The following is a 24,145-nucleotide window of genomic DNA, read 5'->3' as shown; positions in this document are numbered from 1 at the left end:
TTGCGAGGTTGAAAAACTGCGGTCGATAAGACCGGTGTGCGAGTCCGCGCTATACGTGGGCAGCGACGGTGACTCCGGCGTCGACGAGCCCTTGGCGAATCATACGGGAGAGTTCGACCGCGCCAGGGGTGTCTCCGTGCAAACAAATAGAGTCAGCCTGCACAGTCAACGGTGAACCGTCGTAGGCGGCGATTGGTTCCCCACTAGCCATTGCAATGACGCGTTTGATGACGGCATCGGGTTCTACAATGACCGAGCCCTCGAGTGCTCGGGACACCAGAGTTCCGTCGGAGTTGTATGCGCGGTCCGCAAAAGCTTCCCGAATCACAGGGAGGTCCGCGTCGAGGCTGAGCCGTTCGATGACCGACCCCGGCTGCGCCATAATGGCAAGCCCATCTCCGCAGGTGGAGCGAGCGAGCAGGAGCGCCTCCACCACTGCAGCGGCCTGATTTTCATCCACTGCGATGCGGTTATAGAGGGCACCGTGGGGCTTGACGTAGGAAACTTCGGTACCCGCCGCCCGTGCACATGCCGAAAGGGCACCAACCTGGTAGACAGTTTCGGCTCGCAATTCTCGATGCGAGTAATCCATGCGACGTCGTCCGAATCCGGCGAGATCGCGGTAGGCGACGTGCGCGCCGATGCGAATTCCGCGCGCAGCAGCTGCCTCACAGGTCTCCATCATGACGCTAGCGTCACCCGCGTGATACCCGCAGGCAATATTGGCACTGGTCACAATGTTCAGCAGAGCGATATCATCACCCATCTTCCACGAGCCGAACGCTTCCCCAAGGTCAGAGTTGAGATCGATAGTGGCGCCCATAAACGTCACCGCTCCTTCCAAGTAATAATGCTGGTCTTTGTACCGTTGTTATGTTGGTTCTCATCTGAGCTGTGCGAGAAACCGGGGGGGGATTAGCCGAGCATTTCAAACACACCGCCGAATGAGCGCCACGCCAAGAACCAGGCGACTGCGACACCCAAGATTCCGATAGCCGCCAACCACTTCGGGTACTTGTAACCATTCATGAGATCCGCACGGAACAGCGCGATGTAAATCAGCACAGTAACGCCAATTGGAAGAACCAAACCATTGAAGGCTCCGGCGAAAACCAACAGCGTCGCTGGAGCCGTACCGATGAGACCGAAGAGCAGCGTGGAGATTGCAATTAGGACAATGGTGATCGTGTTTTGAGTCTTGGCTCCAGCACCCGAGGAACGAGTCAGAAATGTTGCTGAGGTGTAGCTGGCACCCACAATCGACGAGATTCCCGCAGCCCACAGGACAACGCCAAAGAAGCGCATACCCCAATCTCCTGCCGCAGCTTGGAATGCCTCTGCAGCGGGGTTTCCATCCGTATTGAGGACCACGCCACCCGCAACCACTCCCAAGACAGCTAGGAAAAGGAGGAAACGCATGATGGCTGTGACGATGATGCTCGTAACAGATGAGCGAGTGGTCTGTGCGAGGTTCTCTACACCGCCGGCGCCAGCATCAAGCATGCGGTGAGCGCCAGCGTAAGTAATGTACCCGCCAACAGTGCCACCGACGAGCGTGATGATTGCCAACAAGTCAATCGTGTCGGGCATGACCGTGTTCTTCAGTGCTTCCCCTACTGGCGGGTTAGAACTGAACGCCACAATTCCAGTGACCAGAATCATCACGACACCGAGCACAACGAGTGCCTTGTCCAGCGCCATACCCGCCCGCCGGGAGAGGAAGAAGCCAATGGCGAGGATTGCAGTAACAATGCCGCCAATCTTTGCGTCCACGCCCAACATCGCGTTCGCACCAAGTCCAGCACCGCCGACGTTGCCAATATTGAAGACCACACCACCGATGACAATGAGAATTGACATTAACCAGCCCAGCCCCGGAAGCACGGCGTTGCCGAGCTCCTGCGCGCGGCGTCCAGAGACAGCAATCACTCGCCACACGTTGAGCTGAATCGCGATATCAAGAAGCACCGAGATCACAATGGCAAAGGCGAAAGCCGCGCCAAGCTTGGCCGTAAAGGTTGCGGTCTGGGTGAGGAAGCCCGGCCCGATAGCACTGGTCGCCATCAGGAATACGGCGCCGAGGAGTGCCGTTCGCCGCGCCTTATGGGCAGATGTTGAAGCGTCCATAGCGTAAGGCCTTTCCCTACAAGTCTGACGATTCCCACGTTGAAAGATTCCTACGTTGAAGATCGCCTGCACAGAGATTGTTGAACAATGTCTCGTATGTTAATTGGTGATGGCCGCCACACAAAAGTGCTTTAGTAGTCTGTATTACATGACTACCCCCGGAAACATCCTCGACGATCAGACCCACACGTCCTCTGGGGAAAAACAACAAGACGTTTCAGTAGCGGATGTCACCGCAACTGTCCTGCGCCGAGAGATTCTCGCCGGAAAGCACTACAGTGGCGAGCAGCTCCGTGAAACCCAACTTGCTGCGCGACTGCAGGTCAGTCGCAACACCATCCGACAGGTCTACCGCAAGCTGGAATCTGAGGGGCTACTTACTCACATCCCTCATCACGGCGTGTTTATCGCTTCCTTCGACAAACAACGCATCCGCGAACTGTATGCCTTTCGCCATGTCGTCGAATGCGGAACACTGCGATCGCTAAGCAAGAGCCAGGCAAAGCTCCTCGGCGAAGAGATTCTTTCTATTTGTGGTTCACAGTCATCATTGAACCTTCCCGAACGGAATAATGCCTTTCACCTCGCCATCGTCAGAGCTTCCGGGTCCCCCGACCTGTTAGCCACCGCCGAATCAATTCAGGCCCAACTCCGTCTTTGCTTCCTCTCCTACCCCCAAAGCATCGAACTCCATGCCCGATACGCCGATCGCCACATCAGTATCGCCAAAGTTCTCATCGAGGACACCCCAAACCACGCCGCCGACCTCCTCAGCGCCTACCTCAATGAGTCGTTCAGTGCCGTCACCGCTGCCCTCCCGCTTGCCGACCGTTGATAATTAGCTGCTAGGACTAAAGTGATGGACATGGCAGCAAATTCAGGCAACGCATACGCAATGACCATTCCGGAGTTCGGCCCCGCTGACATTTTCACCAGGACACTTATCGATCATGCTCAGCCCGGTCCCGGCGAAATCCTGGTCAAAACCACAGCCATCGGCGCGAATCCGCTGGATTACAAGATGCGCGATGGCTCTTCCGGTCTGTGCGCAAAGTTCACCCCTCCCGCCGTCCTCGGACGCGAAGCCGCGGGTGAAGTCGTTGCCGTCGGCGAAGGTGTGGACAACTTCGTCCCCGGCGACCGAGTCTTCGGCATGCGCGGCTTAGACGACTTCCGCGGCACCTACGCAACGCACAACGTCTTCCCCGCCGACGGTGTGGTTCGAACACCCGATTCGCTTGACGACGTTACCGCTGCGGGCCTTGCCCTAGTGGGAATCACGGCGACCGTGGCTGTCGATCAGCTAGCAAAGGTGAAAGGCGGTGACACTGTACTCATTCATGGTGCCGGTGGTGGCGTGGGCCAGCTGATGACGCAGCTGGCGGTTGCCCGTGGCGCAACTGTGTTGGCGAGTGCGTCTTCACGCCATCATGAAAAACTTGTGGGCTTTGGCGCGCAGCATATTGATTACACAGCGGAAGATGTATTCGAGGTTGTGCGACAGCAGTTCCCCGAGGGCGTAGATGTTGTGCTCGATGGCGTGTACTTCGACACTTTCCTCCCCTCGCTGGATGTGTTGGCATCGGATGGTCGGATTGTGGCGCTGCCTTCACTGGCCGACCTGGCACCGGCGAGGGAACGTGGCATTGAGGCACACATTCCGGCTATTTCGAATGACACGACTATTTATGCCGACCTGGCCGACCGCGTGGTTGCCGGTGAGATTTCACTTCCTATCGGACTGACTAAGAATCTCACCGAGGTCGCGGAAGTCCACCGAGTATTGGAAGACGGGCACGCTGACGGCAAGATTGTGATGACCGTCGAGTAAACCAGGTGCGTTACTACAGCTCGCGACGAGCGTTCTGATACGTCTTCGTCAGCGAGCACCACAGCGCGTCGGCATCAGAGATGGCTTCCACCAGCTCCCGGTTGGTCATAGTTTCGCGCTGCTCGCGCAGTCGGTTGTTTAGCTTCCGAGCACGAGAGAGCTCACCGCGTAGCTCGATGAGCTCCGGCGTAGCCTCACCGGAGGCAAATACATCCTTGTAGATGGTGCCGACGCCCATTGTGGTGTTCACGTTGTCCCAGGCAGTAAGGATTGCGGTGAGCTGGTACTCGGTGTCCATGGCAATCTGCTGCAGCTCCGCGTGATTACGCTCGGCGAGCTCGTGCGCCTCAGCACTGCGGCGCACGCCGGCCCAAGCCTGGTATGCGATGAGGATTGCAAGCACCAAACCCGCCACTGGCAATGCATATTGCAGAATCCACAGCGTGACACCGAAGAGCTGAATAATCAGGCCGAAGAAGAAAAATACGACAATGACCGTCACGCACCCGTTGTCGGAGCCTGAACGTTTACTCACCGCGGCGTCACCTCCGCCGCAGCATTCAAAATCGCATCGGCCCCCAGGTGGCTGGCGTAGCCAAGTCCGATGGCTGCTGCCAGAAGGAGTATTGCCAGCAGCGTATAGACGATTGCCTCTTTGACGGTGCTAGTGACCGCAATGCGCTGCTCTTCGTAGTCAACCAGAGCCCGCATGTCTTTGGTCGAGGCATTCAAGCGACGTTCGAGGTCAACCATGTGTTCCTGCTGCTCGGCGCGTGAGATAGCGATGGCATTCAATGGCACATCAACGCTCTCAACACTGGCATATGCCTGCCGACGAGCACTCTTCACGCTGTCGAACGACACTGACGGTGCGGGTGGCACTTTCGTCGGCCCAGTGAGATTCCGCGACACCTTATAGTAAGAGCGCGCTGCGGCTCTCGTCAGTTGGTTGTTGGAGTCGCCTTGATTGCCCATAGTGCCGAGTCTGCCACATGAATTTTCTTTGGCTCGTTATCGCCCACCTCATCGATGATGGCGAAGACATGCATACCTGCATATGGTGCGGCTTCGGCTCGGAGCACGGTCCCCGGGCCTACCCCTGATGTAGCCAAATAGCGCAGCAATTCAGGATCGGAGTCGTTAATACGATCGACTACCACCATCGCGCCAGCTTCGATATCCGTCAGGTCAGTGCGCACTGCGCTGGCGATGGTACCGCTGGCGCTGGGAATTGGATCGCCATGCGGATCGCGCTCAGGGAATCCCAGCATTGCATCAATGCGACTAATGAAATCATCCGAGACCGCATGCTCAAGCTTTTCAGCTTCCTCGTGAACTTCATCCCAGGTGTATCCCAGAGTCGAGACCAAGAAGCTTTCAATAAGCCGGTGGCGACGCACCATGATCAGCGCAATGTCTCGCCCACGGTCCGACAGGCTAATGCCCCGGTACGGCTCGTGGTTGACAAGGCCACGTGCAGCTAGCTTCTTCACAGCCTCACTGGCGGTGGGCTTCTTTTCGCCCATCCGCTCAGCGACGTCGCCAAGTGCCACTTTTCCACCGGTGCGCTCGTGCAAATCCCAAATGACCTTGAGGTAGTCCTGGGTCTTTGCTGGTAAATCCTCCACGTGCATTCTTTAGACTTTAGCGTTATTGCGTGTTGCCGCAATCTTGAGGGGGACATAGAAACAACCGGCGCACACGCCAATGCAGCCACCAACTGACAGATTCGCCGCCACCGCAATGAATAGCCCCACCAGGCCAATCGCGATACCCATCAATGGCGCTAACACGAATAGCAAACGGGTATCGTTCACTACCCCAACCAGCGCAGCTGCCGGGGCAGCCAACAGCGCGATGGATAGAATCGTGCCGACAGCCGGAATCAGCGCCACCAGAGTCAACACAATCAACCCGCTGATGACCAACTGTGCTTTTCTCCGCGAATGCGCGACCCCGAAAGACTCCGGGTCGAACGTGAAGTAAATCAGCTGGCGCCACCGAGCCACCAGCACCAACGCCACCAGCAGCAGGAGCCCACCCGACAGCGCAATATCAATCTTGTTCACGTTGAGTACGCTGCCGACCAGGAAACTCTCAACCTTCACCGGCAACGGGGCGAACCACTTGTTCAGGAAGTAGCCCAGCGCGAACCCGAATGTCAGCACAATTCCCGCCGCCGAGGACGTCGTCCCCACCTTCGACAGACCGAACAGGGCCCCAATCGGAATGCACATCAGAAATGCCCCGATAAAGAGGAACACCGAAATCCACGAGTGGCTCAGACCGAGCGCTGCCGCGATAACAACGCCCACCACCGCACCGGGAAAAGTCGCATGTGTAATCGCTTCTGCGAAGAACACTTGTTTGCCCAGCACCGCGAGTACCCCCACTACTCCAGCCAGGGCTCCTACCAGTATCAGTTCGATAATTGGCAAAATCAGGATGCTAGACACGGTCGCCTCCCATCACGGCGCGCAGTCCCAGTGCCACGAAATACAGTCCCACCGAGGTCAGCGCGACGACTGCCTGAGGCGACACCGGCCCCAAGGGCACCAATGCCAAACCAACGATTCCGCTGAGGCAGCCCACTGCAATCGCAATCGGCACCATCACATGCACTCGGCGAGTCAGCAATCTCGCCGCCGCTCCCGGCACGACCAGATATCCGACTACCAGCAGCACGCCCACTGCGCTTGCCGACGACACCACCACCGCAGCAATCGCCGCGTTAATGGTGAGGTCGATGCCCCACACATTGACGCCTGCGGCTTTGGCACCGAAGCGATCAAAGGCAACAAACACCTGCTGGCGCCAGGTCACTGCGATAAGAACCAAGGCGATGGCGCAGACAATCAGGGCGCTGGTGAGACGGGAGTCGGTGACTTCCAGCAGTCGCCCGAACATGAGCGCTTCCAGCTGTCCTGACTGGTCACCTTTCTTCAGCGAGAGAATCACACCAATGGAAAAGAAGCTGGTCAGTACAACTGCCACTCCGGCTTCCGACATGTGCGAGCGCGATACCAAGGTCAGTGCTACTGCCACTACCACCGCAAATGCCGCGGCCACCGGGATAATCATGTCGATGCCGCCGAATACGGCACCGGCCACAATTCCGGGAAAAATCGAATGCACCATGGCCTCGGCATTGAACTCGAGACCACGAAGGTTCACGATGACACCGACCAGGCCAGAGACCGCCCCGAGGGCAATCAGCAGCACTAGTGGCCTGAACATGAAAGGCGCGATCCCAAGCGCATTCGCAAGCTCAGTCCACATAGGCTGGCACCAACTTCGAGGTCGCACCAAAAGTCGGCTGCTCTGCCACGATCAATGTGTTTTCGCAGGTCTCCTCAGCAAGCACGAGATCATGGGTGGCCGCGATAATTGCCGTGCCATTTTCCTTCAGTTCGTTGAGGAGATTCAGCAGCATGGCCCGATTTTCAGTGTCGAGGCCGTTGAACGGCTCGTCGAGAAGCACAAGTTGCGGACGTGCGACGATGGCGCGCGCCAACAGGACGCGTTGCTGCTGACCACCGGAGAGATTGCCGAAACGATCAAAGGCGCGGTCGGCAAGTCCGACTTTGGCTAGCGCTGCGTGGATGCGTTCTTTGCGGTGTCCAAGCGGTTGGAAGGGGCGCAGTTCGCGCAGAACTCCCATGGCGACGACATCGAAAGCCGTGACCGGAAAAGTGCGATCGAGGTCTGCCGACTGCGGGACGTAGGACACGATCTTCGCGCTATTGTGCATCTCACCAGCGAGGAGACGAGTCCCGCCCAAGATTCCGCGCAGCACGGTCGTTTTTCCAGAGCCATTGGCGCCGATGAGTGCAAGCCCGGTGCCCGGCGCGACGCTGGCGGTGATGTGGCTGACGATGGGTACCGCCGTGTAGCCGAATGAGGCATCGCGGAGCGTGACTATGGGATCGGCAGACATGGGGTTGGCTAAGTGGTTGAGGCTCACTTGATGCCCTCTGGCAGGGGTGCGACGGTTCCGTCCCATGCCGTCACGACCTGAGTGACGTTGTGGATGATTGAACCAATGTAGGTCTCGCCGTCACTTCCGGCCGGACCGAGCGAGTCGCCGTAGAGTGCGTCCTCACCAACGATGGCCTTGACACCCGCGGCCTTGGCAATCGCCTCAATTGACTTCGAGTTGTTCGAGTTTTCCGCAAACAGCGCGGTTGCACCCGAGTCCTTCACGGTCTTTGCCGCCTCGGCGATATGCGCGGCCGTGGCATCCTGCTGCTCGTTGAAATCAGACAGCGCTGCGCCGATGAAGTTGATATTGAACTCGTGGGAGAAGTATCCAAAGGCGTCGTGGCTGGTAAACAGTACAGGGTCCGACACAGTGGCGATGGACTTATTTGCCCACTCATCCAGCTGATCCAGTTTCTCCTGGTAGGCCGCAACGTGGTCGGCGATGGTGGACTTCAGCTCATTGTCGCCACGTTCCTCAGCGACCTGTTCCAGGGCGTAGCCGATGTTGGCAACCTGAATCTTGGCGTTCTTCGGCGAGGTCCATACATGCGGATCGAAGCGGAATTCCGCCTCCTCACCGGGTTCTTCCGGCGGGAATGGCCATGGGGAGACATCAATCTTTTCCACGCCTCGGTCAATGGTGTAGTTACCATTCTTCGCCTTCTCTGGTGGCAGCGGCTTGGTTTTGTCCATATCCTTGGCCGCCTTCATGGCATCTACGTCACCTGCAGTGAGAACGCCACTGGTCACTGCCATCGTTCCGGAAAAGCCCGAGGACTCAATCGCCTGGTCCAGGAAGTGCTCCAGATCGACTCCGTTGACGAACAAGAGATCCGCGTTACCAGTCTTGCTCAGCTGCTCATGGGTCATTTCCAACTCATGAGCCGTTGCATTCGGCGCCAACAGGCAGGTCAAATCAACTTCATCGATGTCCAGCTGCTTCACGTAATCACAAATCTGCGTCGTGGAAGCCACGACGTTGATTGGGTTCTCGCCGCTGGCTCCCTCACTGCTATCGCCACACGCTGCAAGGCCAGCGCCCGCTAGCAAAATCGAAAGACCCGCACACATGGACTTGGCTGATCGCGAAAGTTTTCCGGAAATTGTCATGTTGGTGTCCGCTCTTGATTGTTTGTTCCTGCTTTACGACGGCTACGCTGACCGGCCGCTTCAGTAAATCGGGTCACCTTAGGGGCGGTTGGGGCGCACTTCGCCGTTCATCTATCACGTGTGAGAGTAAACCCAACGACAGTGATTTTCAACCTAGTGAACTTAAGTGTTTTCGGTATGACATTTTTTAAGGATAAACATTGAACAAACCCTATCCGCAGGCCGTCACGCCACAGCGCCAACCTTCACGCCACAACATCAGCCATGATGGAGACATGGAAGCGAAGATTTATCACAACCCCCGCTGCTCAAAGTCCCGCCAGGCTCTCGTCGTATTACGCGAAGCCGGAATCGAGCCGGAAATCATCAAGTACCTAGACACTCCTCCAACCAAGGCCGAGCTGCGCTCGCTAATCGAGGCGGCAGGCCTGAACGTCATCGATGCCGTGCGCACCAAGGAAGCGGAGTTCAAGGAGCTGGGACTCTCCAAGAACTCCAGCGACGAGGAACTTCTGGACGCAATGGTCGCGCACCCACGCCTGATCGAGCGCCCGTTTGTCGCCACCAATAAGGGGGTAAGGATGGCGCGCCCCACCGAGGCTATTAACGACATTCTCTAACCAATGACATGCGTTAATCGCCTTTACATCAACCCCCTCCAAAGACCTCCACGACCGGGAGGTTAACAACCCATTAACAGGGGCTGAAGTCACTGTAAACTCACCGCTGAAACGATAAAGCTCTCCGCCTGTCGCCCTAGCCACCCGCACAGGTTGCGCTAGAGGCAACGGCGGCCTTCAGCGAAAGGACTCTCATTATGAGCAGTCAGAGGCTCGGCTGGCTCAGCGCCCCCGGCCCAGCAGCTCCCCTTCCCGAGGAAAAGATTGCCCCGACCTACCGGACCTGGCGGTTCAACGTCTTCATGGGCATCTTCATCGGCTACGCGGGCTTCTACCTCATCAGAAATAACATCCCCCTGGTGTCCGCTGTGCTGGAAAAGCACGACCTACTGGGTGCAGCCGGAATTGGCATCGTAGCCAATGCGGTTCTCTTCTCCTACGGCCTATCCAAGTTCTTCATGGCCATGCTCTCCGACAGGGCCAATGCCAGGTACTTCCTCCCGCTTGGCCTAGCGCTGTCCGCGGTCGTAAACCTCTTTGTTGCGTTCGTCCCAGCGATTAGTGCCTCTGTTGCGATTTTCGCGACAGTCATGTTCATCAATGGCTGGTTCCAAGGCATGGGCTGGCCTCCTTCTGGACGCGTTGTCGTCCACTGGTTCTCGACATCCGAGCGCGGCACTTTGATGTCGATCTGGAACACTGCCCACAATGTCGGTGCCGCCGTCGGTGGTGCTCTGGCAGCCTGGGGCTTGCATTCGTTCGCCACTTCCGATGCCGACTGGACTCCCGCATTCTGGCTACCGGCGATTGTCGCGCTCGTGATTGCTGCCATCGCATTCCTGCTGATTCGAGACAACCCACAATCCATGGGACTGCCTCCGGTAGAGGAATACCGTAACGACCCAGACAAGGTCGAAGGAACTAATGACGAGGCACAAGAACCTTGGTTCACAATCGTCAAGAACCATGTTCTTACCAATCCGGTTATCGTCATGTTGGCGCTAGCCAATGTGTTCGTCTACGCACTTCGTTACGGCGTTCTTAACTGGATTCCGATCTACCTGACAAACGAATTGCACAAGACCAACGTCACGGGCGGAATCATCGGATTCATGCTCTACGAGGGTGCAGCAATTGTGGGCACCCTGCTGTGCGGATGGGTCTCCGACAAGGTCTTCAAGGGTTGGCGCTCAGGCGCCGGCATGCTCTTCCTGGTCGGCACCGGCATCACCATTTTCGCATACTGGCAGCTACCCGCGACGGCACCATTGTGGATGTTCTATGTGCTCATCTCCCTGATCGGCGCACTCATTTACGGCCCAATCATGCTCATCGGACTGCAGGCCATCGACCTCTCGCCTAAGTATGTTGCGGGAACCGCAGCTGGTTTCACTGGATTGTTTGGCTACCTTCTCGGCGCAACACTCGCCTCCACTGGCGTCGGCCTCTTGATCGACTTCGCAGGCTGGAACGTCACATTCGCGACCCTCATTGGCGTTGTCGCTATTGCGTTTGTCCTCATGATTTTCGTCGGCAAGTACGAGCGCGATGTCATGCACAAGGCAGACGAAGCCCGCACCAAGACAGCTCAATAGCCACTCAATAGCCGTCAGTCACGGTGTTGCCAGTCAAATCCCGGATTCGCTCCGTGAGTCCAAAACGGTCGCAAGGTCGCCAATTCATCGGTACACTCTATGCCGCAAACGAAAAAACGCGAATAGACATTACAAATGGAAGGAGTCTTCACCATGGGACTTATGGATAAGGCCAAGGAAGCACTGAGCAACGAAGAGAACACCGACAAGGTTCTGGACAAGGCTGAGCAGCTGGGCAAGGACAAGCTCGGCGAGGACAAGGCCGACCAGATCAAGAAGGTTCGCGACATGGCAGACGAGCGCCTGGGCGACAAGAAGTAAGCTACAGAGCTTCTTCACCCCGCATTAGCACCCTGTTTTCACAAGGGCGCTGGTGCGGGGTTTGCTGTTCTTAGGGGACCCCACAGCCCCACCGACACGCCTTTATTGACAATTATTTTCAAATTGTCCATCATTAACCAAGTGAAAACTATTGTCGATAGAGCTTCTCTTCCGCGCACTCGAAAACAAAAACTTCGAGCCCGGCTCTTCGGCTTTCTATTTTTCCTGGCCGTCCCCGCCACAATCCTCCTGGCGATCTCCATCGGTCCCGCGGGAACAGGTTTCAGCAACGGCATCGTCGCGCTGCTCACCCCGCTTATCAATACGCTTTCCGACGACCTCCCGGCTCTCAACCACCTTCTGCCAGAGATATCCCCCGCCACGCAATCACTTGTCTGGAGCATCCGACTGCCCCGTGTCCTCCTTGCGGGACTGGTCGGCGCCTCGCTCGCTGTCGCAGGTGCGACCATGCAGGCAGTCTTTCGCAATCCGCTGGCCGAACCCGGTGTTACCGGTGTCTCCTCCGGTGCAGCAGTGGTAGCCGTCATTCTCATCGTCACTGGCGTGGCTGCGAAAGCGCCGTGGGTTCTTTCGGCAGGCGCATTCATAGGCGCATTGCTGGCTGTCATATTTGTCCAGATCGTCGCCGGTCTCAATGGCGGCAGCGGAGCCACCCTGTTGCTCGTCGGCATTGCACTCAACGCGTTCCTCGGAGCAGTCATCTCCGCCACCATCGCGAACGCGCCACACAGCGATGACGCTCAACAGGCCATGTTCTGGCTCAACGGCGATTTAACTGCTTCGAATTGGCAGGACATTGCACTGGCAGTCGGCCCCATTACCGTCGGCACGGTTATCTTGATGATGCTCATTCCCGAACTCAACCTGTTCCTCCTCGGCGAAGAACAGGCCGCTGCCACTGGTATGCGCACAGTGTGGATCCGGCAACTGCTGCTCGCCCTGGCTGCTTTAGTCACGGCAGCGGGCGTCGCTGTCACTGGCGTTATTTCCTTTGTCGGTTTGGTCGTCCCGCACCTGATTCGCCTTGCCATCGGCCCCGATCACCGCAGCCTGCTGCCCATTTCTATGTGTCTCGGCGCAGTGTTTCTCATTCTCGCCGATCTCGTCGCCCGCAGTCTCTTTTCCCCAGTTGCACTGCAAACTGGCACAGTCACCGCGTTCCTTGGTGCACCTGCGCTACTCGCGTTGATTCTTCGGCAAGGTGGCCGCCAGTCATGAGCAAACAGACACAAAACCTCAGCGACCACGTCACTAAGCCAGACGCCGACAGCACCGCGCTGCTGCGGGCTACCAACCTCAGCGTCGGTTACCGCAATCGGACCGTCGTAAGTGGCGTGAACCTCGCTATTCGTCCTGGCGAAGTCCACGGCATCATCGGTTCCAATGGCACCGGAAAATCCTCCTTGCTCCGTGCTATGGCGGGCATTGTGACACCGAGTTCGGGGCAGGTTGAGCTCCTCGGTGCGCCACTGACGAAGCTTCGTGCCCACGAACGCGCCACCCGGTTGGCGTACCTGCCGCAGCACACACCGGCCGATGCCGCTATAGACGTTCGAACTGTCGTGGCACTCGGCAGGTACGCGCATCACCGTCGGCGTGACCGTTTCCGCAGTTCACTGAACTCCACGGACCACGACATCGTCGCCTATGCCCTCGACCGCGTTGGTGTCACCGCACTCGCCGACCGTCCCATCACGGCTCTGTCCGGCGGGCAGCGGCAATTGGTGTTCATCGCAAAGCTATTGGCACAACAGGCCAAGGTCATGCTTTTCGACGAACCCACTGCGGCCTTGGACATCGGGTTTCAGCTGGAAATCCTCGAGCTCCTCGGCGAGCTTGCCGACGAGGGCCACGGTATCGGAGTCGTCCTTCATGACCTCAACCTCGCGGCCCGCAGCTGCCACCGGCTCAGTGTGATTCACAACGGCGGATTGGAAGTCACTGGTTCCGCCGAAGAAGTGCTGACGCCTCCCCGAATAGATGCGATTTATCGCATCGCCAGCGCTGTTGATACCGATCCACATACCGGTTCGGTGCGAGTGACGGCGTTGGCTCGGGCTCGCCCGGCTGACTGATTCCAGCTAGCACCAACGCAACCGAAAATTCCCCAACAATCAAAACTCAACACTCAAGGAAGTACTTTTCGTGTTTTCACCAACTTCTCCTATCTCTGCCTTGAAGCGAAACTCTAAAAAGGCCTTCGCTCTGCCGTTGATTGCAGCACTGCCGCTCGCAGCGGTGGTCGCTTGTTCCACTTCGGAGGAGACGGCGCAGCAGCCGTCGTCAAGCGAAACTTCGACAAACCAGCAGGCGCAGTGGCCGCGTACTGTGACCGTCGGTGACCACGACGTTACGGTGCAGAGTCAGCCGAAGCGCATCGTTGCACTGTCGACCGAGGTTGCGGATCTGGCGTTGGAGCTGGTTGGGCCGGAGCGTGTCGTAGCCGTGACGAAGAATGCTCTCGATGAGAGCTCGGGTAATCAGGTTGAGCTGGCGCGTCAGGTGCCTAACGCGATTGCCAACTCGACGAAGCCGGATCCGGAGCAGATTCTGTCCTATGAGCCGGACATGGTGTTGATGACCAGCCGCCATGATCAGGAGCAGTCGGCAAGTGAGCTGCTGGGTGCCAGCGATGTTCCGACCGCGGCGTTTGCCAGCAGTGATTTCGCCTCGCCGAAGGCGCTGGCAGAGTCGGTGACCAAACTCGGCAAGTTGCTCGGAGCCGAAGATAAGGCGGCTGAAATGGTTGCCAAGATTGAATCGGAAACCGAAGAGATTCTCTCGGAAATTGATTCCACAACTAAGCCAAAGACGCTGGTCCTGTTTGCCCGCGGTGGTCAGAAGATGATTATGGGCATGCAGTCGGCGACGACGAATCTCGTTGAGCTGGCCGGTGGCGAGCCGATCTCGCCAAAGGGCAAGCGTCCGGGTGCCGTTCCCGCTGATCCGGAGACAATTGTGCAGCTGAATCCGGATGTCATTCTGATTCAGGATTTCCACGGCCAGGGCAAGGCTCCATTCCAGGAGTTGCTGGATAACCCGGCGCTTGCCGACGTCGCTGCGGTCAAGAATGATCGAGTGCAACTAATTGATGCGAAGACGACCTCTGGCACCGCCGGAATGCACATGCCCGATGGACTGCGTGAGATCGCTGACGCACTGGCTAAATAGAAAATAGGTTTTCACGTCGCTATGTGGATTCATGAAGCACTGACTTCCCCACCCCGCGGAATGCACTGGGTTTTGTTATCCAGCTGGGGGCGCAGCTTTTTCTTCGCTCTCAGCGCCGTGTCTCTTGGATACACGCTCGATGCTCTCAGCAGTTTGCACGGCGGTGTCACAGACACCAGTGGCGGCAACTGGTTTGGGCAGTGGGGACTTCATGAATCCCTGGCCGCTGCGATTGTGGCGGTCATTCTGGGAAGCCTCTGTGCTTATGTCACCGAGGCACTACCACCACGGCTAGCTGGTGAGCAGGAAAAGCTGTGGCGCTCGCATGTAGTTGGCAGTGTGCTGAAGCCGGAGTTTTCCGCTCCTGAACAAGCCCCAAAGCACGCGCATGGAAGAGGGCACGGCGCAGGGAAAGCTGGTCACGCACACCGAAGCGCCGCCAACACTGGCGAGGGCCTACTCTTCGATGCCGCGACCACAAGCGTCGAACAGACCGCGAATTACCGAGCAACATTTCTCGCTCCCACGTTGGCCTCGTTTAGTGCTCCACTGATTATTTTGGCAGTCTGGGCTTTGTGGGTGGATACGAAAACCGCCTTGTGGCTGGCACTATTTTTCATTTTCACGCCGTTGATCATTATTGGTGCGGGAAAAATTCTGCGGAAATCCAATGCGACGTATCGCCGAAAGCAAGCGAAGGCCACGCATGCATATTTGGAAATGCTCGAAGGGCTGGGCACATTCAAAGTTCTTGGAGCAATTGACCGGGTCATGGCGCGTTTTGCCAGCCAAACTCGCACTGCGATGGCTGAGCTCACCGCTCTGCTCGCCCGCAATCAGCTGATGATCATTGTCAACGACGCGGTTTTTGGCATTACAATGTCGACGACCGCAATCGGTCTTGTCCTGCTGCGTTTGCAGGCAGATGCAATCAGTGTGGGCACGGCCCTCGCAGGTGTTTTCCTATCCGTTCTGCTCTATGAGCCCGTGAATCGCGTCGGCCGCACTTTCTACATCGGACTCGGTGGGCGCACGCATCGAAATGGAATTGTGGAGGTATTCGGCGAGCCCGCAGAACTTCCATCTGCTCCAGCCGCTGTCTCCACCGCCGCAACAGCACATTCTGCAAAGGCCTCCGCACCGCACGCACCGGAAATTTCCCTCCGTGATGTGAGCGTCGACATCGGCGAAAAGCGCATTCTCTCCGATATCAACCTGACAATTCCAGCCGGCAGCAGAGTCGGCATCATTGGCCCCAGCGGTTCCGGAAAGAGCACACTCCTGCGTGTACTCGCAGGTCTGCAGCCGTATTCCGGGGAAATCTGCCTCGACGGCCGCTCGCTTACAACCCCGGAGTTGCTCGCCAACTCGCTGCTCATCTCCCAGCAACCAGCCATTTTCGGCACCACCGTAGCGGATAATCTTCGCATCGCGTTCCCGGACGCAACGGCCGTCGATATGCGAAAAGCACTTCGCGACGTGCACTTACTCACCGAAATCGAGCAACGTCCTGGTGGTCTCAATTCGGAGGTTGGGGATCAAGGAAATTGGCTCTCAGGTGGGCAACGACGCCGTCTGACTATTGCGCGTGGTCTGCTCGGCGCTGCTCCGATTGTGCTTCTCGACGAGCCGACAGCGGACATCGATCGTCGGACGGAAGGTCTCATTAAGGAGTCCTTAACCCGCCTTGCTGAAAGCCGAACTAGCATCATGGTCGCTCACCGATTGGAAGCACTATCGGACGTTGACCTGGTCATTGTCGTCGCTGAAGGCCGGATTGTGGCTGCGGGCAAACCCGACGAATTGAGCACAAGCAATGAGTATTACGCACGGGCGCTGACCGAGGAGAGCTGACATGAACAACATCATCTGGTTGCTGCGCTTTTCCGCACAGGCTCGCGGGGCGCTCAGCGCATCTATCCTCGCACGCGTGGTTGGGCACATACTGGGTGCATTGATGCTGGCTGTGCCGTCCTGGGCAATTGCCACAATTGCGCTGTCGAAGTGGGACGCAACCGACTCGTCGCAAAGCATGGGCATGAGGTGGGCGTGGGCGATCATTGGCGTGGTTGCGGGTCTGGCTCTGTTGAAAGCGATACTGCGGTACGTCGAGCAGTACCTCGGGCACTTGGCGGCGTTTCGGCTGCTAGGCGAACTGCGGTTGTGGATTGTCGAGCGCCTTATCCCGCAGGCACCCGCGGTAACCGATGGGCTGGGTACCGCCAGGATTCACACAATTGCCATTCGCGACGTTGACCGCGTGGAAGTCTTCTTCGCGCACACGATTGCGCCTGCGGTGACGGCCGTACTAATCCCTCTGCTGGCGGTCGTGACAGCAGCATTGACGGCCGGAGCGTTGCCTGCAATTGTTCTGACGCTGACCTTTGCGGTTGGCTTGGCAATTGCGCTCGCAGGCTCTAAAAAGGCGACGACGGAGGCTTCCGCAACGAACTCCACGCGCACGGATATTGCGCAGTATATCGCCGATACGTTCCGACTCCGGGAGGAAATCCTCATCTACGGTGCAGTCGAGCAGCGGCTGCGGGGACTGCGTGAGCTCGACGAGCAGCTTGCTCAGAAGATGCGTGCAGGTGGCAGGCGGGCTGGCCTGCGCTCGGGTGCGACCGGCCTTCGGATTTGGGGCGGTAGCATTGCCGTCTTTTGTGCTGGTATCCCGGCTCTTTCAGCCGATTACCGTCTGCTCCCTGCCGTTTTAGTGACAACCTCCTTGGTTGCGGGAACTGCCTCATCGATGGATTCAATCGAGCGCCTGGCATCTTCTCTGCCAGCGGGACTCAGCGCAGTCACTCGGATTAGGGAGCTGGCCGCGCAGCCGCCGACCGTGGAAGAGCCAGAGCAGCCGGAGCAGATGGAGTTGCCGGAACAACTGAAGGCCCAGAAGACACCCGGCGTACAGGCTTCTCTGTCCGAATCCACCGGCTCAGCCCCCGCCCTCGAATTGCGTGATCTCAGTTATCGCTACCCTGGCGCCGACAGCCCAGCGCTGAGCAACATCAATCTACGGATTAATTCTGGGCAGTTCATCGGTGTGGTCGGACCAACCGGTTCGGGCAAGTCCACACTCTCCCGGCTAATCCAGCGGCATGTCGATCCGGATGTCGGCGAGGTCATCATCAATGGCCACAATGCCCGTGACCTCGGCTCAACCAATGTCTGCCGAGCTGTTGTTGTCGCAGATCAGAATCCTTTTCTCATGGAGGCAACTGTCGCTGAGAATTTGTGTCTCGGCGCACCTGATGGCTGCGAGGTTCCCGAATCACTGATGCACTGGGCACTCGAACTCGCCGCCATCAACCCTGCTGAGATGCCGCTGGACAGACCCACTGGCCGCCGCGCGCAGCGGCTTAGCGGTGGTCAGCGTCAACGTCTAGCGCTGGCTCGCACCTACTTACGCGCGGTACTTGCCGACGGCTCCGTGCCGGACGACCCCGCTGCACACCTCGCCGGAAAGATCGTCATTTTCGACGAAGCCACCAGCCACCAAGATCCACTGACGCAGGCTCGTATCGTCGACAATGCCCGCACAAGCGGCGCGACCTGCATCTTCATTGCACACCGGCTTCAGACTCTCGCCCAGGCCGATGACATCCTCGTCATCGAAAACGGCCAGCTCATAGAGCACGGCACGTATGACGATCTCTTGAACGCCAACGGCGCCTTTGCTCGGCTTGCGCGCGCTGAGGTCTAGGCTCGGCCTAACTCGACGCGCAAAGACTCAGTCCGCGGATATATCTCCTAGTGATCCTCGAGGAGCTCACGGAGCCGCGCGAAGATGGTCGAGCCATCGTGGCGAATACCGTCATGCTGGAATGCATTGGTCACATGTGGCCGCAAGTCCCGATAGCAGTTAGCTGTCGCCATTGAATACTCGAACGGTACGAAAATGTCGTCAAGATAAACCGCGGCTGCCGAGGTCGGGGCGTCGGCAAGCAAACATGCGGAATCATACGGCGAGTTTTCCCAGGTGTGCTGTGCCAATGTTTCCGCCTTGTCCTTAAAAGGCATGAGCGCGGGGTCTTCGTCGAACTGCCAGGGGAAAATGTGCTCGCCGGTGAGGTAAAACGGCTCGTCTCCTGCCGGATTAGCGTTTTCTTCGAAACCCGGAATTTCCTCACGAATGCGATGTGCTGCCCAATTAGTTATGGGCTGGTCCCCGACGCCACCATAAATTGATTCATGAATCGCGGCGTATAGCGGACCGTCTGCGAAACTCACGCGGGATGCTACATCGGTTAGGAAATCAGTGCGCAGTTGCTTTTCGCCATTACGAATGTGGAATGGTTCTTCCAACAGATACGCCAGATTATGGAAACCATCTCCGCGGCCTAATTCAATTCCGATGGTTCGGAATCGGCGCGAGCTTAAACGCTCACCTGTGGGAAGAGTTTCTGCAGATTGCTCCAGGTGCGCACAGATCTCTCGAATGCGGTTTTCAGCCCACGGATACTCGCGATAAAAGCGTTTGTGGCGAATGCGCAGCTTCCCATATGTCGTGCGATAAAGGTCATCTGCGCCACGGTCCAGAACAGGCAAACCTCCAGTGAGATAGGCATGTTCCACCGACTCCGGATAGCGACTGAGATATGCAGTAATGCAAAAACCGCCGAAGGACTGGCCATACAGCGACCATTTCGCAATGCCTAAGTGCTTTCGCAACGCTTCCGCATCTTCGACGATGTATTCCTGACGCAATTGTGCAAGCTGCGCAGCCGGAATATTCGCAATATTGACCGCATCAATTCGATGCGATCGCCCAGTGCCGCGCTGATCCAGCAGAATGACACGGAATCCCTTTAGTGCTTCACCAATTACCCCGCTTGCGCTCACCGGACGCGGTGCCGGAAATCCCGGGCCTCCCTGCAAATAGACAATTGCCGGTGCATCCTCATTTCCGGGTGCATAGATTTCCCTGGCGAAGAGCTCAAAGGTCGCGGCATTCGCAGTTTCAGTAAAAGGATCCCAGGCAACCTCAAGGGTGTGCTCCTTAATAATGTGCCCAAAATGCCTGGTTGCCGTAGTGGTTGATGCCATGTCTCTGCCGCTCCTCTAATCCCGCTGTTCGTATTTCTTCATCAGCTTTGCGACGAGTAAATCGGTCGCCTCCTCGTCCGCAAGAATTTGATCCAGCATCTCCCGGTATTCCCGCTGCCGCAGCGCCGTATCTTCTCCGTAGTCATCATAGGAATCGCCCGATAGGTCCACACCGAAATCGGATTCGCCGCTGTCATCCAGCACTGTCTCCTGTTGCGCCGACGGGATTTCCAAATTGGCTGGGAAGTCCGCATTGAACTCCTCCAGAAATTCCTCCGCGTTGGCCTCGGCGTCGGAACGCGACACTCCCTTATCGACCTCAGCCTGAATGCGACGCTGCAGCGCCTTTTCCATCTGGCGGTGGCGCCAACTGCGCAGGCGCGCGGGCTCGAAACGTCGTCCGACCTCGCGGCTCTTGCCCTCTGCGCGACGTGCGAGGACTGCAATCTGCGCTGCGGTGTCATTCAGTGGAGCCCACTCCGAACGTGCCGACACGCGCCAATTACCCCAGTACCCCAGCAGCGAAAGCAGGATGCTGACGATGGGACCGATGACCATGGACACCGCCATAAATCCCAGATGGTGACCGCCAATGACGATGATTGCGCAAGCCACAGCGGGGATGACCGTGGGCTGATTGCCACCGAAAACAGCCGGTACCCGCCCGGTAACAATGTCACGAATCATGGAACCGCCAGTAGCGGTGAAAACGCCCATCATGATGCACGGCAGGATGGGCAGACCATAAGTGACGCCTTTGACCGTTCCCGTAGCAGCCCAGAGGCCAGAGACCACAGCGTCACCGTGGACCTGAACGTATTCCCAGGTCTTTCCTTTGAAATAGAAGAAACGCGCGATGAGCGCACCGGTGAACGCCAGGATTAGATACTCCGGCTGGCTCATTGCAGCGACAGTGCCCTGGTTAATCAGAACATCGCGGATCATGCCGCCGCCCAGTGCGGAGAACAGCGCAATAAAGAAGAATCCGATGATGTCGTAGCCTCGTTGCCGGGCGATGGTGCCACCAATAATGCCCATGAGCAGGACACCACTGACATCGGACCACTGGTACATCGACTCGATGAGCGGATCTACTTCTGCGACGTTCATGATGTTCAAGCTTAGACGCTGCTATTTTTCAAGCATCAACGAAAGGTCGGGATACCCATGGAAAACGCTGACACCTTTGCTTCGGTTCGCCCCAGCGACAGGCTCATGCGCGGCATCGCAACTGCTTCTCGCGCGCACGATGGGCACTACCGAAAGGGCTCTGGCGTTCCCTATATCAGTCATCCGATAGCGGTGATGTTGATTGCGGCGAGCGTGACTAACGACGAAGACGTGCTGTTGGCAGCCCTCTTCCACGACATTTTGGAAGACGTGCCGGAAAACTACTCACGCACAGAAATGGAAGATGAGTTCGGGCGTCGGGTGGTCGAGATTGTCGAGGGCGTAACCAAGGACTCTTCCCTACCCTCCTGGCAGGAGCGCGCCGATGCCTACTTGGAGCAGCTTTCCCGTGGTAGCGAGGAATCCGTCATCGTGGCCGCTGCGGATAAGTTCCACAACCTCAGCCAGACTCTGGAGGATTTAGACCGCGATGGCCACGCTCTGTGGGAACGCTTTCGTTCAACTCCGAGCCAGCAACTGTGGTGGTACACAAGCGTCCGCAACGTGATTGCCGAACGACTGCCCGACATGCCTTTGCTAGCGGACCTGGGCGTTCTTATTGAGCGCCTCGATTCCTGGGTACAAGAGGCGTAACCTGCGATTCAGCAATTAAACCGACAATAAATCCAGGAATACACGACAGGAGAATGATAGTGACTTCCGTTAATGCTTCGTCCACAGCCGAACTGCCCACCACCACTCAGCAGTGGGTTTTAGCGTCTCGCCCGACCGGCCTGCCAACTGACGAGAATTTCCGCCTCGAGACTGTCGATTTGCCAGAGCTTAACGACGGCGACATTTTGGTAGCCAACTCGGTCGCTACCGTCGATCCATACATGCGTGGCCGTATGAACGACACCAAGTCGTACATCCCACCATTCCAGCTCGACCAGCCAATGACTGGCGGTGCTGTGGGCACTGTCCTTGCGTCTAAGTCGGATAAGTTCCAGGTTGGCGATGCTGTCCGCCACTCTTACGGCTGGCAGACCAACGCTGTTATTGCCGATTCCGAAGCAGCTCCGGTTGACCTCAACGTTGCTCCAGCTGCTGCATACCTGGGCATTCTTGGTCTTACTGGACTTACTGCTTACGTTGGTCTGAGTGCCATCGGAGAGATGAAGGAAGGCGACGTCGTCTTTATCTCTGGTGCTGCTGGTGCGGTCGGCTCGGCTGCTGGTCAGTTCGCCAAGCAGTTGGGAGCATCCCGTGTCATTGGCTCCGCTGGCTCGGACGAGAAGGTTGAGCGTCTGCTCGAACTCGGCTTCGATGCCGCCTTCAACTACAACGACGGCCCGGTTGCAGAGCAGCTGGCAAAGGCAGCTCCAGAGGGCATTGACTTCTACTTCGATAACGTCGGTGGCGATCATCTTGAGGCAGCCATCGGTGCGATGCGCACCTTTGGCCGTGTCGCTATGTGTGGCGCAATCTCCCAGTACAACAACACCGGAGCTCCGACCGGACCACGCAACCTAGCTCTGGCCATTGGCAAGTGCATTACGCTGCGTGGCTTCGTATTGGGCAAGTACCTGCACCTGGCAGGTGAATTCCAGGAGCGAATGGCTCCGCTGGTCGTCAGCGGTAAGGTCGCTTACGATGTCACCACTCGCCACGGTATCGAGAACATGCCAGCTGCATTCCTCGAGCTGTTTAGCGGAGGCAATACCGGCAAGATGGTCGTAGAGTTCTAAAGACCTGCCTTGCGCGGAACCGAGACTTCCTTCAGCCTGCTGGACATCGCGACACCAACCAATCCCATCAGCGCCAGGAAGATCAAAGCTGCCGCGGGACCGAAGCTAGCGATAACACCTGACAACGCACCGACGATGAGCAGGACAACGCCCATGATGGTGTTGGCCGCTCCGACGTACTCGGTGCGCTTGTCTCCTTCTGCCATGTCAACGACATAGGTCGACCGAGCCACGCGAACACCGGCGTGGACGACCGACATTGCGAAGAAGCCGAGTGGGAATATCCAGGCATTGGTGCTGGTGGAAAGCCAGTGTGAACTGGCGACCAGCAGGAAAAGCACAATCGAACCGACCAGCGAAGAGTAGGTCAGGACCTTCTTCGAGGATTTATCAGACCAGATTCCGGCGACTTTTCCGCCAATGAGCGACGCGAACCCGGCGGCGAGCATGAAGATGCCGACGTTTGCGTTCACTCCCCCGCCGCTACCGTCTGAAGCTTCCAGATCAGCACCCACCTGCGCACTCAAGGTCACGATGAACGACGTAGATAGCGCTGTGACCAGCAACAAGCTTCGAACGATTACAAAGTCGCGGAAGTTTTTATCCTCTGCAAAGAGCCGCCAGGTGTCCTGCCACCAGGTTTTATTCGGCTCTTCCTTGTCACCTTCATTGGTGGGCTCGACAATTCCGCGGAAAATCAAAACCGCTGCCACCCACGACAGTGCCGCAACAAAGATGAGCCCTGCCACGATTGGTTTGGTTACGTTGTCGCGGATGATCCACAACACCGCACCAACGATAATTGCGGCGACACCACCCAACATCGCAGCTCGGCCGCTGATCTGCCCGCGCTGCCCCTTCGGAATCGTGCGGCCCTGGACATCCTTCGAGGCCATTGAGCACAGTGCTCGGGCCGTCGCAAAGCCTGCAAGCGCGAGGATGACTGCGACACCAAGCGCCACACCTTCGAGGAACAACGTCGCCAGGCCAATCAGCGCTGCCGCGACCGCTTGCCCCAACGCCCCGGCAATCCAGACGGTGGTGCGGCGAGACCGAGATTTCACCCACGGTGTCAGCGCTGCCTGCGGAAGCATCGAACCAGACTCACGCACCGGCACAAGCATGGCGATGAAGAAGCCTGGCGCTCCAGCCGAATGAAGTAACCATGGCAACAGCGTCTTTGCCGCAACGATTTGATCGCCGATATTCTGCAAACCGTGCGCCCAAACGTAGCGCTTGGCGTTGGCGCTGGCGTATTTTTGCACCGACTCTGGGTTCTCCCCTGCGGGTTTGGCAACTTCCGAGCTATCAGTCATACCTTTTACGCTACCTGCCTGTAGCAACGGCGCTACCGCACGTGGCTGTCTGCCCAGGCCAGTCAAAGACCGAATCGCGCTTGTCCCCTCAGCCACTACACTCGCGGGAAGAACATCTAACATCTTCAACGAAAGTAGAAAT

Annotated in this window: 24 protein-coding genes; 12 read left to right on the top strand and 12 right to left on the bottom strand. The window is 57.6% G+C overall.

Annotated features, from left to right (window positions below):
- Nucleotides 1-49: 49 nt before the first annotated feature.
- Both HMPREF2857_RS08860 and HMPREF2857_RS08855 read right to left on the bottom strand, forming a co-directional pair.
- The gene (locus tag HMPREF2857_RS08860) at nt 50-823 is read right to left on the bottom strand and encodes a LamB/YcsF family protein (RefSeq protein WP_070643760.1); all 774 of its coding nucleotides are present in this window, start codon (nt 821-823) and stop codon (nt 50-52) included.
- A 92-nt stretch (nt 824-915) separates the two neighbouring features.
- Entirely contained in the window at nt 916-2,127 is a 1,212-nt protein-coding gene (locus tag HMPREF2857_RS08855; RefSeq protein ID WP_049172676.1) for an NRAMP family divalent metal transporter, read from the bottom strand.
- Between the two features lie 148 nt (nt 2,128-2,275).
- Here HMPREF2857_RS08855 and HMPREF2857_RS08850 point away from each other — a divergent pair, with 148 nt between their 5' ends.
- Nucleotides 2,276-2,962, top strand: a complete 687-nt coding sequence (locus tag HMPREF2857_RS08850) for a GntR family transcriptional regulator (RefSeq protein WP_070643757.1) — start codon at nt 2,276-2,278, stop codon at nt 2,960-2,962.
- Between the two features lie 30 nt (nt 2,963-2,992).
- Complete coding sequence (locus tag HMPREF2857_RS08845) at nt 2,993-3,958, top strand: quinone oxidoreductase family protein (protein ID WP_246819678.1); 966 nt, start codon at nt 2,993-2,995, stop codon at nt 3,956-3,958.
- Between the two features lie 13 nt (nt 3,959-3,971).
- Here the strand turns inward: HMPREF2857_RS08845 and HMPREF2857_RS08840 are convergent, their stop codons facing one another.
- The 7 genes from HMPREF2857_RS08840 to HMPREF2857_RS08810 form a co-directional block, all read right to left on the bottom strand.
- On the bottom strand, nt 3,972-4,493 hold the full coding sequence (locus tag HMPREF2857_RS08840; protein WP_070643751.1) for a hypothetical protein: 522 nt from the start codon (nt 4,491-4,493) through the stop codon (nt 3,972-3,974).
- Entirely contained in the window at nt 4,490-4,822 is a 333-nt protein-coding gene (locus tag HMPREF2857_RS08835; protein WP_049193624.1) for a hypothetical protein, read from the bottom strand. Before HMPREF2857_RS08835 ends, HMPREF2857_RS08840 begins: the two co-directional genes overlap by 4 nt.
- Before the next feature lie 77 nt (nt 4,823-4,899).
- The gene (locus tag HMPREF2857_RS08830) at nt 4,900-5,592 is read right to left on the bottom strand and encodes a metal-dependent transcriptional regulator (protein ID WP_070643749.1); all 693 of its coding nucleotides are present in this window, start codon (nt 5,590-5,592) and stop codon (nt 4,900-4,902) included.
- Nucleotides 5,593-5,595: 3 nt separating this feature from the next.
- On the bottom strand, nt 5,596-6,414 hold the full coding sequence (locus HMPREF2857_RS08825) for a metal ABC transporter permease (protein WP_070643746.1): 819 nt from the start codon (nt 6,412-6,414) through the stop codon (nt 5,596-5,598).
- Nucleotides 6,407-7,237 (bottom strand): metal ABC transporter permease, encoded by an 831-nt coding sequence (locus HMPREF2857_RS08820; RefSeq protein ID WP_069359601.1) that lies wholly within the window; start codon nt 7,235-7,237, stop codon nt 6,407-6,409. Before HMPREF2857_RS08820 ends, HMPREF2857_RS08825 begins: the two co-directional genes overlap by 8 nt.
- The gene (locus HMPREF2857_RS08815) at nt 7,227-7,895 is read right to left on the bottom strand and encodes a metal ABC transporter ATP-binding protein (protein ID WP_070643744.1); all 669 of its coding nucleotides are present in this window, start codon (nt 7,893-7,895) and stop codon (nt 7,227-7,229) included. Before HMPREF2857_RS08815 ends, HMPREF2857_RS08820 begins: the two co-directional genes overlap by 11 nt.
- 23 nt (nt 7,896-7,918) lie before the next feature.
- Complete coding sequence (locus HMPREF2857_RS08810) at nt 7,919-9,049, bottom strand: metal ABC transporter substrate-binding protein (protein WP_070643741.1); 1,131 nt, start codon at nt 9,047-9,049, stop codon at nt 7,919-7,921.
- 275 nt (nt 9,050-9,324) lie between these two features.
- Here HMPREF2857_RS08810 and arsC point away from each other — a divergent pair, with 275 nt between their 5' ends.
- The 8 genes from arsC to HMPREF2857_RS08770 all read left to right on the top strand — a co-directional run bounded on the left by arsC (nt 9,325) and on the right by HMPREF2857_RS08770 (nt 18,486).
- Nucleotides 9,325-9,669, top strand: coding sequence for an arsenate reductase (glutaredoxin) (arsC, locus tag HMPREF2857_RS08805; RefSeq protein ID WP_070643738.1), 345 nt, complete (start codon nt 9,325-9,327; stop codon nt 9,667-9,669).
- A 197-nt stretch (nt 9,670-9,866) separates the two neighbouring features.
- On the top strand, nt 9,867-11,264 hold the full coding sequence (locus tag HMPREF2857_RS08800; protein ID WP_070643735.1) for an MFS transporter: 1,398 nt from the start codon (nt 9,867-9,869) through the stop codon (nt 11,262-11,264).
- A gap of 153 nt (nt 11,265-11,417) precedes the next feature.
- Complete coding sequence (locus HMPREF2857_RS08795) at nt 11,418-11,585, top strand: antitoxin (protein WP_016422348.1); 168 nt, start codon at nt 11,418-11,420, stop codon at nt 11,583-11,585.
- 141 nt (nt 11,586-11,726) lie between these two features.
- Nucleotides 11,727-12,824: a FecCD family ABC transporter permease gene (locus HMPREF2857_RS08790; protein ID WP_224433635.1), complete on the top strand. Its 1,098-nt coding sequence runs from the start codon at nt 11,727-11,729 to the stop codon at nt 12,822-12,824.
- The gene (locus HMPREF2857_RS08785; RefSeq protein WP_070643730.1) at nt 12,821-13,681 is read left to right on the top strand and encodes an ABC transporter ATP-binding protein; all 861 of its coding nucleotides are present in this window, start codon (nt 12,821-12,823) and stop codon (nt 13,679-13,681) included. The genes HMPREF2857_RS08790 and HMPREF2857_RS08785 overlap by 4 nt, the downstream gene beginning before the upstream one ends.
- 70 nt (nt 13,682-13,751) lie before the next feature.
- Nucleotides 13,752-14,777 carry an ABC transporter substrate-binding protein gene (locus tag HMPREF2857_RS08780; protein ID WP_070643728.1) on the top strand — a complete coding sequence of 342 codons (1,026 nt, stop codon included), beginning with the start codon at nt 13,752-13,754 and terminating at the stop codon, nt 14,775-14,777.
- Between the two features lie 117 nt (nt 14,778-14,894).
- Nucleotides 14,895-16,631, top strand: coding sequence for an ATP-binding cassette domain-containing protein (locus HMPREF2857_RS08775; protein ID WP_246819676.1), 1,737 nt, complete (start codon nt 14,895-14,897; stop codon nt 16,629-16,631).
- 1 nt (nt 16,632) lies between these two features.
- The gene (locus HMPREF2857_RS08770) at nt 16,633-18,486 is read left to right on the top strand and encodes an ABC transporter ATP-binding protein (RefSeq protein ID WP_070643723.1); all 1,854 of its coding nucleotides are present in this window, start codon (nt 16,633-16,635) and stop codon (nt 18,484-18,486) included.
- A 47-nt stretch (nt 18,487-18,533) separates the two neighbouring features.
- Here HMPREF2857_RS08770 and HMPREF2857_RS08765 read toward each other — a convergent pair whose 3' ends face one another.
- Together HMPREF2857_RS08765 and HMPREF2857_RS08760 are read right to left on the bottom strand one after the other, a co-directional pair.
- The gene (locus HMPREF2857_RS08765) at nt 18,534-19,829 is read right to left on the bottom strand and encodes an alpha/beta fold hydrolase (RefSeq protein ID WP_070643721.1); all 1,296 of its coding nucleotides are present in this window, start codon (nt 19,827-19,829) and stop codon (nt 18,534-18,536) included.
- 15 nt (nt 19,830-19,844) lie between these two features.
- Nucleotides 19,845-20,939, bottom strand: coding sequence for a trimeric intracellular cation channel family protein (locus HMPREF2857_RS08760; RefSeq protein WP_070643718.1), 1,095 nt, complete (start codon nt 20,937-20,939; stop codon nt 19,845-19,847).
- A gap of 57 nt (nt 20,940-20,996) precedes the next feature.
- Here HMPREF2857_RS08760 and HMPREF2857_RS08755 point away from each other — a divergent pair, with 57 nt between their 5' ends.
- Both HMPREF2857_RS08755 and HMPREF2857_RS08750 read left to right on the top strand, forming a co-directional pair.
- Nucleotides 20,997-21,593 carry an HD domain-containing protein gene (locus HMPREF2857_RS08755; protein ID WP_070643715.1) on the top strand — a complete coding sequence of 199 codons (597 nt, stop codon included), beginning with the start codon at nt 20,997-20,999 and terminating at the stop codon, nt 21,591-21,593.
- A 53-nt stretch (nt 21,594-21,646) separates the two neighbouring features.
- Nucleotides 21,647-22,687 carry an NADP-dependent oxidoreductase gene (locus HMPREF2857_RS08750; protein WP_070643713.1) on the top strand — a complete coding sequence of 347 codons (1,041 nt, stop codon included), beginning with the start codon at nt 21,647-21,649 and terminating at the stop codon, nt 22,685-22,687.
- Here the strand turns inward: HMPREF2857_RS08750 and HMPREF2857_RS08745 are convergent.
- Complete coding sequence (locus HMPREF2857_RS08745) at nt 22,684-24,003, bottom strand: MFS transporter (protein WP_246819674.1); 1,320 nt, start codon at nt 24,001-24,003, stop codon at nt 22,684-22,686. The genes HMPREF2857_RS08750 and HMPREF2857_RS08745 overlap by 4 nt on opposite strands.
- Between the last annotated feature and the right edge of the window lie 142 nt (nt 24,004-24,145).

Source organism: Corynebacterium sp. HMSC076C10 (assembly GCF_001812455.1).
Lineage (GTDB): Bacteria > Actinomycetota > Actinomycetes > Mycobacteriales > Mycobacteriaceae > Corynebacterium > Corynebacterium jeikeium_D.
The sequence above is the reverse complement of the archived record's forward strand: the minus strand, read 5'-3'. Positions and strand labels throughout refer to the sequence as shown.

What these genes read in the sequence shown, in the direction of transcription:
- HMPREF2857_RS08860 (WP_070643760.1), bottom strand. Translation starts at nt 823, where the DNA reads ATGGGCGCCACTATCGATCTCAACTCTGACCTTGGGGAAGCGTTCGGC.
- HMPREF2857_RS08855 (WP_049172676.1), bottom strand. Translation starts at nt 2,127, where the DNA reads ATGGACGCTTCAACATCTGCCCATAAGGCGCGGCGAACGGCACTCCTC.
- HMPREF2857_RS08850 (WP_070643757.1), top strand. Translation starts at nt 2,276, where the DNA reads ATGACTACCCCCGGAAACATCCTCGACGATCAGACCCACACGTCCTCT.
- HMPREF2857_RS08845 (WP_246819678.1), top strand. Translation starts at nt 2,993, where the DNA reads ATGGCAGCAAATTCAGGCAACGCATACGCAATGACCATTCCGGAGTTC.
- HMPREF2857_RS08830 (WP_070643749.1), bottom strand. Translation starts at nt 5,592, where the DNA reads ATGCACGTGGAGGATTTACCAGCAAAGACCCAGGACTACCTCAAGGTC.
- HMPREF2857_RS08820 (WP_069359601.1), bottom strand. Translation starts at nt 7,237, where the DNA reads ATGTGGACTGAGCTTGCGAATGCGCTTGGGATCGCGCCTTTCATGTTC.
- HMPREF2857_RS08815 (WP_070643744.1), bottom strand. Translation starts at nt 7,895, where the DNA reads ATGTCTGCCGATCCCATAGTCACGCTCCGCGATGCCTCATTCGGCTAC.
- HMPREF2857_RS08810 (WP_070643741.1), bottom strand. Translation starts at nt 9,049, where the DNA reads ATGACAATTTCCGGAAAACTTTCGCGATCAGCCAAGTCCATGTGTGCG.
- arsC (WP_070643738.1), top strand. Translation starts at nt 9,325, where the DNA reads ATGGAAGCGAAGATTTATCACAACCCCCGCTGCTCAAAGTCCCGCCAG.
- HMPREF2857_RS08800 (WP_070643735.1), top strand. Translation starts at nt 9,867, where the DNA reads ATGAGCAGTCAGAGGCTCGGCTGGCTCAGCGCCCCCGGCCCAGCAGCT.
- HMPREF2857_RS08795 (WP_016422348.1), top strand. Translation starts at nt 11,418, where the DNA reads ATGGGACTTATGGATAAGGCCAAGGAAGCACTGAGCAACGAAGAGAAC.
- HMPREF2857_RS08785 (WP_070643730.1), top strand. Translation starts at nt 12,821, where the DNA reads ATGAGCAAACAGACACAAAACCTCAGCGACCACGTCACTAAGCCAGAC.
- HMPREF2857_RS08770 (WP_070643723.1), top strand. Translation starts at nt 16,633, where the DNA reads ATGAACAACATCATCTGGTTGCTGCGCTTTTCCGCACAGGCTCGCGGG.
- HMPREF2857_RS08765 (WP_070643721.1), bottom strand. Translation starts at nt 19,829, where the DNA reads ATGGCATCAACCACTACGGCAACCAGGCATTTTGGGCACATTATTAAG.
- HMPREF2857_RS08760 (WP_070643718.1), bottom strand. Translation starts at nt 20,939, where the DNA reads ATGAACGTCGCAGAAGTAGATCCGCTCATCGAGTCGATGTACCAGTGG.
- HMPREF2857_RS08755 (WP_070643715.1), top strand. Translation starts at nt 20,997, where the DNA reads ATGGAAAACGCTGACACCTTTGCTTCGGTTCGCCCCAGCGACAGGCTC.
- HMPREF2857_RS08750 (WP_070643713.1), top strand. Translation starts at nt 21,647, where the DNA reads ATGATAGTGACTTCCGTTAATGCTTCGTCCACAGCCGAACTGCCCACC.
- HMPREF2857_RS08745 (WP_246819674.1), bottom strand. Translation starts at nt 24,003, where the DNA reads ATGACTGATAGCTCGGAAGTTGCCAAACCCGCAGGGGAGAACCCAGAG.